Annotated in this window: 8 protein-coding genes, 1 tRNA gene and 1 pseudogene; 7 read left to right on the forward strand and 3 right to left on the reverse strand. The window is 43.5% G+C overall.

Features of this window, described 5'->3' with window-relative positions:
• The first annotated feature begins 587 nt into the window (after nt 1-587).
• From gatC to EI164_RS00475, 7 genes are all read left to right on the forward strand, one after another.
• A complete protein-coding gene (gene gatC, locus EI164_RS00445; protein ID WP_192518031.1) occupies nt 588-902 on the forward strand; it encodes an Asp-tRNA(Asn)/Glu-tRNA(Gln) amidotransferase subunit GatC in 315 nt (104 codons plus the stop codon).
• A gap of 70 nt (nt 903-972) precedes the next feature.
• Nucleotides 973-2,469 (forward strand): Asp-tRNA(Asn)/Glu-tRNA(Gln) amidotransferase subunit GatA, encoded by a 1,497-nt coding sequence (gatA, locus tag EI164_RS00450; protein WP_192518032.1) that lies wholly within the window; start codon nt 973-975, stop codon nt 2,467-2,469.
• Nucleotides 2,469-3,998: an Asp-tRNA(Asn)/Glu-tRNA(Gln) amidotransferase subunit GatB gene (gatB, locus tag EI164_RS00455; protein ID WP_192518033.1), complete on the forward strand. Its 1,530-nt coding sequence runs from the start codon at nt 2,469-2,471 to the stop codon at nt 3,996-3,998. Before gatA ends, gatB begins: the two co-directional genes overlap by 1 nt.
• A 114-nt stretch (nt 3,999-4,112) precedes the next feature.
• Nucleotides 4,113-4,189, forward strand: a tRNA-Pro gene (locus tag EI164_RS00460).
• A gap of 163 nt (nt 4,190-4,352) precedes the next feature.
• Complete coding sequence (locus EI164_RS00465) at nt 4,353-5,327, forward strand: hypothetical protein (protein WP_192518034.1); 975 nt, start codon at nt 4,353-4,355, stop codon at nt 5,325-5,327.
• 136 nt (nt 5,328-5,463) lie between these two features.
• On the forward strand, nt 5,464-5,619 hold the full coding sequence (locus tag EI164_RS00470) for a hypothetical protein (protein WP_192518035.1): 156 nt from the start codon (nt 5,464-5,466) through the stop codon (nt 5,617-5,619).
• A gap of 102 nt (nt 5,620-5,721) precedes the next feature.
• Nucleotides 5,722-6,696, forward strand: coding sequence for a DUF1853 family protein (locus tag EI164_RS00475; protein WP_192518036.1), 975 nt, complete (start codon nt 5,722-5,724; stop codon nt 6,694-6,696).
• A 43-nt stretch (nt 6,697-6,739) separates the two neighbouring features.
• On the opposite strand, the gene EI164_RS00480 is transcribed toward EI164_RS00475, so the two are convergent.
• From EI164_RS00480 to EI164_RS16865, 3 genes and pseudogenes are all read right to left on the reverse strand, one after another.
• Entirely contained in the window at nt 6,740-7,270 is a 531-nt protein-coding gene (locus tag EI164_RS00480; protein ID WP_192518037.1) for a DUF2726 domain-containing protein, read from the reverse strand.
• Between the two features lie 333 nt (nt 7,271-7,603).
• Nucleotides 7,604-8,818, reverse strand: a complete 1,215-nt coding sequence (locus EI164_RS00485) for an SPOR and LysM peptidoglycan-binding domain-containing protein (protein WP_192518038.1) — start codon at nt 8,816-8,818, stop codon at nt 7,604-7,606.
• Between the two features lie 206 nt (nt 8,819-9,024).
• Nucleotides 9,025-9,175, reverse strand: a pseudogene (locus tag EI164_RS16865) (IS30 family transposase); the annotation flags it as partial.

Raw genomic sequence — 9,175 nt, forward strand, 5'->3', positions numbered from 1 at the left:
CAGCGTCTTACGAATGAGGCGAATGAGATTGACTGAGGTGTTACTCGTCAGTGTTGAGCAGGTCGTCGATAGACATTACTTGAAGCAAAAGCTGAACATCGCAACAAGTGAAACCTAAGCAATAATGATGAAATGGAAAAATCGAGCTAAATTATACCTATTTAGCTCAAAAAAAACACAGGTATTTGCATCAATACGTAAGGATTTTGGTCTTAAACGCTAAAAGTTGTTACAAAATTTGAAATAGTAGTCTCTACCATTCATATTAATGAAACACCATCTAATTCAATAACTAACAAGGGCTCTACAGGCAGGCGATAATTTTGCTTAGTAGCACAGGTACATACTGTAACGTATTTCAGCGCTCAATGGGTAAGCAATTGAGAATCAATCGTGAATTATATAGTCAGTTTTGTAAACCATGCTTTCTTAATCGATATTGTGCACCAATCAAGCGTCATGCTCTGTAAACTTGGGTCAGATGCTTTATAATAAAACAACTTTATATAAGATATTATCTTAGCGCTTACTTATAGTAGCTACTTGTAACCTAAATCTAACAAAAACTGTCCTTCACTGGAGAAACCATGTCACAGCAACCAGCAACGTCTGACAGCAACGTCAGCCGTGAAGAAATCCTAGAAGTTGCCAACCTTGCACGCTTAGGTGTCGATGAAAATACAGCCGATAGCTATGCCGACGACATCAGTAAAGTACTAAAGCTGATGAATACGCTATCTAACGTTGATACCACTGATATCAAACCATTGGCCAATATTCATGAAGCTTGCCAAGAGCTGCGTGCTGATGTCGCTAAACACGATATCAATCGTGAGCGTAATCAATCCGTTGCGCCTGCAGTAGAAGACGGTCTGTATCTAGTACCACAAGTCATTGAATAATTTGTTCTATTGATTTTTATGCTTATTTTATCCCATTTAATGCTATTCACATTTTGACGGACGACACCTTATGTCTGAACTTCATTTATTAAGTACTGAGCAGCTCATTACGGGCTTGCAAGACAAACAATTTAGCAGCACAGAATTAACCGAACACTATATCAAGCGTATTGATGCGCTAGACAGCAAGATTAACAGCTTTATCACTCACACCTCTGAAACAGCACACGCACAAGCAAAAGCAGCAGACGAGATGCGTGCGCAGGGCGATAAGCGTCCACTACTTGGTGTACCAATGGCGCACAAAGACATCTTTTGTACTCAAGGTGTGCTAACAACTTGTGGCTCTAAAATGCTGCATAACTTTGTCTCACCATATGACGCAACTATCGTCTCTAATATCAATAAAGCGGGCATGATTAGCTTGGGTAAGCTCAATATGGATGAGTTTGCAATGGGCTCAGACAATAGCAGCTCATATTATGGCACCGTACAAAACCCTTGGAACTTAGAACGTGTACCCGGTGGCTCATCAGGTGGTAGTGCTGCTGCGGTTGCGGCAGGTTTTGCGCCAATGGCAACAGGTAGTGATACTGGTGGCTCAATTCGTCAGCCTGCTTCTTTCTGCGGCTTAACCGGTATCAAACCTACTTATGGGCGTGTGTCACGCTTCGGTATGATTGCTTATGCCTCAAGTCTAGACCAAGCGGGTAGCATGGGACGCAGCGCCAAAGACTGTGCTTACCTACTCCAGCCGATGATTGGTCACGATCCACGTGATGCAACTTCTATCCAATATGATATGCCTGACTATGTACAAGATATCAACGAGGCAGAAGCCACTGCTGGTGACAAGCCATTTGACGGTCTTCGTATCGGTGTGGCCAAAGAATACTTCGGTACAGGACTGGATAGCGAAGTTGAGCAAGCAGCACGCGCCGCCTTAAAAAAATACGAAGAGCTAGGCGCAACGATCGTAGAAGTAAACATCACTGATCCTGAAATCACGCTTGCCACTTACTATATGCTAGCACCTGCTGAAGCTTCATCGAACCTATCACGTTTCGATGGGGTACGTTTTGGCTATCGCTGTGAGAACCCAACGGATCTGATTGACCTATATACACGCTCACGCTCTGAAGGTTTTGGCCCTGAAGTACAGCGCCGTATCTTGACAGGGACTTACGCCCTATCGGCTGGTTACTTCGATGCGTACTATACCAAAGCACAGAAAATCCGCCGCTTAATCGTCAAAGACTTCGATGAAGCGTTTGCTAGCTGTGATGTGATTGCTAGCCCAACTGCACCGACTGCCGCTTATAAACTCAGTGACAATTTGGACCCTGCGACCATGTACTTAGGTGACGTGTATACCATCGCTGTCAACCTAGCGGGTCTGCCTGCACTCAGTCAGCCAGTTGGTTTAACCACAGAAGGTCTGCCTATTGGCTTGCAATTAATCGGTAAACACTGGCAAGAGAGTCAACTACTCACGACTGCGCATCTGTTCCAGCAGCATACCGATCATCATCTACAACATTCAGCCATCGCAAAGGAGACGGTATAATGAACACAGCAACTACTACTGATAACAATGCCGTCCGTGAACACGCCGTGCGTAAAGAGCTGTTTGTCGATGGCTACGAAGTGGTCATCGGTATCGAGATTCACTGCCAGCTAAATACGGAAAGTAAGATATTCTCCAGTGCGCCAACTGACTTCGGTCACGAGCCAAACAGCCAAGCCAGTATCGTAGACTTGGGTCTACCTGGCGTATTGCCTGTGCTAAATGCTGGCGTGGTCGATCGCGCGCTCAAATTCGGCATCGGCGTCAATGCTGAATTGGGTCTGTTTAATACATTTGATCGTAAAAACTACTTCTACCCTGACTTGCCAAAAGGCTATCAAATCACTCAGATGGCCAACCCTATCGTCGGCGAAGGTTACATCGATGTCGTGGTCAACGAAGGCGAAAAGAACGAATACCCAAAACGTATGGGCATCACCCGTGCGCATCTAGAAGAAGATGCTGGTAAATCGGTGCATGACGCAGTCGATGGTATGACTGGTGTCGATCTTAACCGTGCAGGTACGCCGCTGATCGAAATCGTCTCTGAGCCAGATATGCGCTCTGCTCACGAAGCACTTGCCTATATCAAAGCCATCCATCAGCTAGTGACATGGCTCGGCATCTCAGACGCAGTGATGGCCGAAGGCTCGTTCCGCTGTGACTGTAACGTCTCGGTACGCAAGCCTGGTGCCGATCTCGGTACACGTACTGAGCTCAAAAACCTAAACTCGTTCCGTTTCATCGAACGTGCTATCAACCGTGAAATCGAGCGTCAAATCGATATCATCGAAGATGGTGGCAAGGTCGTACAAGCAACCATGCTATATGATCCAGATCGCGATGAAACGCGTACTATGCGTACCAAAGAAGACGCCAACGACTATCGCTACTTCCCTGACCCTGACCTACTACCAGTACGCATCGAGCAGCATACGGTTGATGCGATTAAAGCAGCAATGCCAGAGCTACCTGTGGCTCGTCGTGCGCGTTTTGAAGAAGTGCTTGAACTGTCAGAGTATGACGCGCGTATCTTGACTGGTAGTCGTCAGCTAGCCGATTATTTCGAAGCAGTGGTCGCAGAAATCGGTCAGTCAGATGCCAAAATGGCAGGTAACTGGGTCATGGGTGATCTGCTAGGCGCACTGAATAAAGATGACAAAGACATCATCGACTCCCCTATCAGCGCCAAACAACTGGCTGGCCTGCTTAAGCGTATCAAAGATGACACGCTGTCTGGCAAAATGGCTAAGAAAGTCTTTAGCGCCCTGTACGAGCGCGAAGGCGGCGATGGCGATGATGCTGCAGATAAGATCATTAAAGACAAAGGCCTCAAGCAAGAAACCGATACTGGCGCTATCAAGGCCATGGTAGAAGAAGTCATCGCAAAAAATGAAGCGATGGTCGAAGAATATCGCGGCGGTAAGGAAAAAGCCTTTAACGGTCTGGTCGGTCAAGTCATGAAAGCCAGTCGCGGTAGTGCCAACCCGCAGCAAGTGAACCAAATCTTAAAAGAGCTTTTGGGTTAAGGTGAACGCTTAAATGGCGATGCTGACGGCTATACGTAAAACTGCGCGTTGGGCTTTGGGCAAAATAAATAGCTCTTGCAATATGTGCAATTTTGCGTAAAATAGTCAGTCATTCGGGGCGTAGCGCAGTCTGGTAGCGCACTACACTGGGGGTGTAGTGGTCGCAGGTTCAAATCCTGCCGTTCCGACCAAACATAGCAGTAAAGAGAAAAGCCAATCATTGTTTTCAATGGTTGGCTTTTTTTTGTGCTAAATTTGGTTGGTGGTTGTATGATGAACAATCGAAAGTCAGCCGTTCACACATTTTAAGGCTGGCTTGTACTTATTTTTGTTTAAGGGTATAGGGGTGTGAATGTGAGTTATTTGTTTAAGGACTTCTTAAGTCTTGAAGATGTAGGTGAGTATATAAACCAGTATGGGTATTCTTATAACTTAGAAATAGAAGAAGATTACTATAGATTGAAAGATGCTATCTTAGACCTTCATAACGAACAGAAACTGAGCATCGTATTTCATTATAATGATTTTGCTACTATTGAAACGCTAAAGATTGCTGAAAATGGTTCAATTGAACAAATAGAAGAATTTGAGTTCTATATATCAGGATACTTCCATGTACCAGAAGCTCCCTCAGTACTAAAAGACGAAGCGAATTTAAGAATAATACAAAACTATTACAGCTATTATTTACTGCATGATAAGGATGAACTGCCGATTTATGATAATGATAATAAATATAAAAATATAATTGGTAGTAGGTTTACTTCAATAGAGTTTGGTGATGATATGGCACCGTCAATCGTAGAGCTTTCTGATTTGAGATTTCCTAAGGCTGATTTAGATAAGTTGTTCAATGAAAAAAGTAGCGAGTTAAAAAGCGTCAAAGATGAGTTATCAGACGTACAAGCACAAAATGCGAAATTAGTTGCTGATATAGAGGAAAATAAAACTACCGGCAGTTCTTCAATGGGAACATCAACAGTAGCGCATGGAAAACCTAAGACCAATGAGCAATTAATAGAAGCATTAACAACTGCTAACAATCAAATAGCAGACCTTAAAAGCCAACTTGTACAAGCCAAAGCTGAATTAGCAGACAAACTAGTTGATGATAAGAAGTTAGCGCCCAACTCAGAAGCTAAAGTAGCTGAGCTAATCTATACCTTATTGAGTGAACTTAAATATGAACTGACACTAGGCGGTAAAGGCAAAACTAACCTATTAATCGAGAGTGCTTCAAAAAACCTCAACACCCCACTATCACCTAATTTTATAGCTTACTGGTTAAAAAAAGCCTATCAGCTAAAAATTAAAGACCTAAATAATTAGGGTCATATCGTCATGTTTTAGGGGCATATGACCGTCATATGACCTTATCTGACCCCCTTATCTCCGTATACCATAGAACTATGTTGAAAGTCGTAGAATACCTTTACGGCTCAATACACAATATGGAGCTATGAGCATGACCCAGCACAACCAACCACCGCATAACGCGCCTAGCAATTTATTAAAACGACTACTCCCGATACTAAAAATGGTACTCAGTATTCTATTACCTTACTTGCTATCACCGCCTGATATCCACATTCATATCCATCACATTAATATCATATTTTAGCGCTAAAAAACTAAGCACTACCCTAGCCGATACTTGTCATCTATAGACTTTTATAGAGCGAGCCGTTAGGGTAAATGCTACACCTTTACACTGGTTTATCTTATGTCCGAGCCTATCGCTCAGTCCAACTCTACCCGCCTTATAGATAACACTCATTGGGAGCGTTACCGCCGACCTTATGTGCGCGATTTGGCTTATGTACTGGCGTGTCCTAATGTCTTGACGCATTGGCTAGACTTTGCACCGCATGAGAACACACATGCTGTTTCAGTACATAACGCTAGCTTTTGGCAGTCGCAGTTTGAGGCGTATGAGCAACGATTAATGGAGCTAGACACCACCACTGACTATCAAGCACTGACTCGCTACTTACTCAAGCGCCCAAGCCCCAATCGACTAGGGTTTCACTTTGAAGGGTTGGTGTCATTTTGGTTAGAAGATGGGTTTGCGCGCAAGCTGCATCCGTATGAGACACTGGCTAATAATGTGCAGCTCTATAATGGCAAACAGACCACTGGTGAGCTAGATTTAATCTTATACAATCATGCAGAGCAGCTGGTCGAGCATTGGGAACTAGCCATCAAGTTCTTTATGGGCTCCGCGCCGTTCGAGCCTATAAACTGGGTAGGAATCAACTCTAAAGACAATCTACAGCGCAAGATGACACACATGCAAACCAAGCAGTTTCGAGCGGTGTGGGTGGATACGGAAAACCATGGACACGTTAAAATCGATAAGCGTTATGGCGTTATAAAAGGACGATTCTTTGTACCATTGAATACACATAACTTTAGCTATCCTAGCTGGCTAGCATCTAACTTTCCGCTACATGAATGGTGTGATAAAAATGATCCAGCTACCCTAGCTACAATCAATATGGCGACATTGCGAGCCGCACATTATATTGAGTGGTTTACCAAGCGTAGCTTTTATGATGAGCGCAATGTTTATGATCGACATAACGTTTATGATAAACAGCAGCCACCAGTAGTTTGTACTGGTGACACACCGCTCGCATCAGGGCTGTACTTTGCAGGTGATAGACCAATCGTTATCTATACGAGACAGCACAACTAATGGTAAGGGTTTTTATAAAATCATCCTCACCTAATCAGCACTCTCAATAATTCTCAATCACTTGCATCAGCTCATACCTCAACATATCAGCACTCGGTATCCGCTCCGCATGAAATCGCACCATCGCAATCCCTGCACTGGCTAAAGCTTTGTCTTTCTTATCATCAGCCTTTTGACGCGCTTTACTCGTGTGGGTCCAATCATCAAGCTCGATAGCAACCAGTGTGGTCTGAGCATCCATATCTACGATTACATAATCGACGCTTTGACGGCAGATACGGTTGAACCAAAAGCTACGCTCAGAGGTCTCGGTACTATTGGCTTCAATAATTCGTGATAGCTGAACTTGGACAAATATGTGATATTCAGGCAGCGCATTGCTTAATTTTTTAAAAAATATTACCTCAGTATCTGTCATGATTGGCATCGGTGCAAATGGCCAAATAGCCAAATCATCGCCGCGTACAGGCTTGGGATCAGGCTCACTACTTTGACGTTTTGACAATAACTTGGGTAACGTAATCAGCCCTAAAAACCCAACGGCCAATATTAAAAATACAACGCCAAATGACATGGTTTTACCTTATACAATATGAGAGTGACTGGCTAAAGTGATAACTTTGCTATTTTATAAAAGCCATTTACGGACAGTCACGGCAGGTCAACCTTTTTAGGCTGACAGGTTATAAAGAAAGAAAATCGGTGCTTATCGTAACCAAGCTTTTGCCAATCGGCAAACGGTAAAGCAAAAAACACGACATCAGATGTCGTGTTTTAATCATAGAAATAGTTAGATAAGAGAGTCCAAACAAACTTAAGCGTGTTGAGCTTGCGTAAATAGGCAGTACCATGATCGAAGGATCAAACACGCTCCGGTTAAAACGCTACATATTACTTAGGCAATAGGCTAGCGCCAGAATAACACCCAAGCACCTGTTGTATCGACCTTAGGGTCGCTATTAATTTTATCTTTTAGGGCCAAAGCTGCAATTTTACCACGCTCAGGACCAACGATAACTCGGACACCGCGACTGGTACGACTGGTTTTAACTTGATAGCCTGCTGCTTGGAATTTTTTTGCCAAATCATCCGCTCTGGCTTGATCGTCTGCCAAGGCTACCTGCACACCAAAGTTGCCTTTTGCATCAGTTTCTTTCACTTGCTGACGAGCTTCACTGAGTTTTTGCTGCGCTTCACGTTTAGCCTCAGCTGACTTCTTAGCTAACGCTTCTTCTTTTTTACGTTTTTCTTCACGTGCTTTTTCAGCTGCTGCCGCTTCACGCTCTAAACGTTGTATTTGAAGGCGTGATGGAATCGTTATACTTTGCCCCAACTGTAACGATGATGACGGTGAGATATCATTGGCTTGAGCCAAGACTTCTACTGGTATGTTGTATTGTCTTGCAAGCTTAATAAGTCCATCGCCTCTTTTCACTTGATATTCAATAGGGGATTTTGGTGGCTCTTTTTTAGCCGCTTCGGCAGCTTCTTTTTTCTTCTTCTCCTCTGCTAATGCTTTGGCTTTAGCTTCGGCCTCAGCTTTCTTTTTAGCATCTGCTTGTTTCTTGGCTTCAGCCTGTTTCTTTAGCTCCGCTTCTTTTTTGCTCTCTGCTAATTTTTTAGCAACGGCTTGTTCTTTAATCTCAGCCTCTCTCTTTGCTTCTTGAGCTGCTTCTTGCTGTTCACTCTCAGTCGGCTTATTATCAGTACGAGGCTGAACAGTCAGAGAATCAGTAATATTTTGTGCCGTTTCTGAGTCGTCACTATCATTACTAATAGGTGCACTATTAGCCAGATACTGCTGGCTTTCTGCGCGTGCTTTAGCCAGTGCTTCTGCCTCAGCCGCCTCTTGTTCTGTCAAAAACTGCTGCGCACGCTTTTCTTGCTCTGCGACACGGGCTGCGCGCTCTTTTTGTTTTTGTGCCAAGATACGTTTTTCTGTCTCGATATCTGTGGTCAACGGCTGTGCCGATGCGTTCTCAGTACTTGGTTCATCTATCATCGCTGATACTGGTGCGGGTTCACTATTACTATCACCAATCTGTTGCACCATAGCGTATAGCATCACGCTACCGCCTATAATCATCCCAATGCCCAATAAGGCTTGTCTCGAAAAGTTCATCCGTTTACGTCTCTTAGTTGGTAATAAGGTTGATTGAGCGGCATCGCTACTCTCTCAAATTATATTATTAATAGCATTAGGGCGTGTTTTCAATTCAATCGACAGCCATCTAAATGGACTAAAAAAGACTGAATTTTGCCACCAATTATGTCAATCAACTTTCAAACTATAGTTATAATGCTTAGATTAACACACCAAGTGCAACGCTAAATTATATTATAGAACACCTGATTGGGCGTTTTAAACCCTAAGCGTTTTCTTGGTCTGTTGTTTAGTTTATTCTCAATGTCCTGTATCTCATTATCAGAGACTTGTCTAAAGTCACAACCCTTAGGCAAGAACTCTCTGATTAGGCCG

The organism is Psychrobacter sp. FME13 (assembly GCF_014861395.1).
In the GTDB taxonomy this organism is placed as follows: domain Bacteria; phylum Pseudomonadota; class Gammaproteobacteria; order Pseudomonadales; family Moraxellaceae; genus Psychrobacter.

What these genes read in the sequence shown, in the direction of transcription:
- gatC (WP_192518031.1), top strand. Translation starts at nt 588, where the DNA reads ATGTCACAGCAACCAGCAACGTCTGACAGCAACGTCAGCCGTGAAGAA.
- EI164_RS00470 (WP_192518035.1), top strand. Translation starts at nt 5,464, where the DNA reads ATGACCCAGCACAACCAACCACCGCATAACGCGCCTAGCAATTTATTA.
- EI164_RS00475 (WP_192518036.1), top strand. Translation starts at nt 5,722, where the DNA reads ATGTCCGAGCCTATCGCTCAGTCCAACTCTACCCGCCTTATAGATAAC.
- EI164_RS00485 (WP_192518038.1), bottom strand. Translation starts at nt 8,818, where the DNA reads ATGAACTTTTCGAGACAAGCCTTATTGGGCATTGGGATGATTATAGGC.
- gatB (WP_192518033.1), top strand. Translation starts at nt 2,469, where the DNA reads ATGAACACAGCAACTACTACTGATAACAATGCCGTCCGTGAACACGCC.
- gatA (WP_192518032.1), top strand. Translation starts at nt 973, where the DNA reads ATGTCTGAACTTCATTTATTAAGTACTGAGCAGCTCATTACGGGCTTG.
- EI164_RS00480 (WP_192518037.1), bottom strand. Translation starts at nt 7,270, where the DNA reads ATGTCATTTGGCGTTGTATTTTTAATATTGGCCGTTGGGTTTTTAGGG.